At 65.2% G+C, this 984-nt stretch carries 1 protein-coding gene and 1 pseudogene; both read right to left on the bottom strand.

All coding sequences use genetic code 11. The features are described from left to right. A pseudogene (locus ACZ1A1_RS24910) lies at positions 1 to 464 on the bottom strand (electron transfer flavoprotein subunit alpha/FixB family protein); the annotation flags it as partial. A gap of 22 nt (positions 465 to 486) precedes the next feature. Next, the coding region (locus ACZ1A1_RS24905; RefSeq protein ID WP_463622059.1) for an electron transfer flavoprotein subunit beta/FixA family protein at positions 487 to 984 on the bottom strand (498 nt) is incomplete at its 5' end.

The raw sequence follows: 984 nt of genomic DNA, 5'->3' as shown, positions 1-984 counted from the left end.
GCTGCGGCGAAGGACGCCGTGCGCACGGTGATCACCTTCTTCGCATCGGTGGACTGCACCGTCTGGATGGCATTGCCCGCATAGATCGGACGCTTGAACGTATCGGACGAGACGACCTCGACGATCTCCGACACCTGCGCCACGTCGAGCAGGGCGGCGACGCGCGGCAGCACGTTCTTGCCGACCGAAGTGGCGGCCGAGACGATGGCGTCATAGCTGCCGGCAAGCGACACGATGAGCGCGGCCAGCGGTTCGGCGAGATTGTTGGCAAGGCTGGCATCGTCGGCGACGAGCACCTTCATCACGCCCGAGAGCTTTGCCGCCTGTTCGGCCGCGGCCTTGGCATTGCTGCCGGCGACGAGCACATGCACGTCCGAGCCGATCTTGCCTGCCGCCGTCAGCGCCTTGGCGGTCTGGTCGGAAAGGTGAGCGTTGTCGTGGTCTGCCAGAAGAAGAATGGCCATGATTGTGTTCTCCCTTTCCTGCTTACAACACGCCGGCTTCGGTCTTGAGCTTCTCGACGAGCTCGGCGACGCTCTTGACCTTGACGCCCGCCTTGCGGCCCGACGGTTCCTCGGTCTTCAGCACCTTCAGGCGCGGGCTCGTGTCGACGCCGAAGTCGGCAGGCGTCTTCTTGTCGAGCGGCTTCTTCTTCGCCTTCATGATGTTCGGCAGCGAGGCATAGCGCGGCTCGTTGAGGCGAAGGTCGGTGGTCACCACCGCCGGAAGCTTGACCTCGATGGTCTGCAGGCCGCCGTCGACCTCGCGGGTGACCTGAGCAGAGCCTTCACCGATCTCGACCTTGGAGGCGAAGGTGGCCTGCGCCCAGCCGAGCAGGGCCGACAGCATCTGGCCGGTCTGGTTCGAATCGTCGTCGATCGCCTGCTTGCCGACGATGACGAGGCCGGGCTGTTCGGCTTCCGTGACGCCCTTGAGGATCTTGGCGACGGCGAGCGGCTCGACGGCGTCGTCCGTCTCGACCAG

Source organism: Shinella sp. R2-11, from assembly GCF_055330205.1.
The sequence above is the reverse complement of the archived record's forward strand: the minus strand, read 5'-3'. Positions and strand labels throughout refer to the sequence as shown.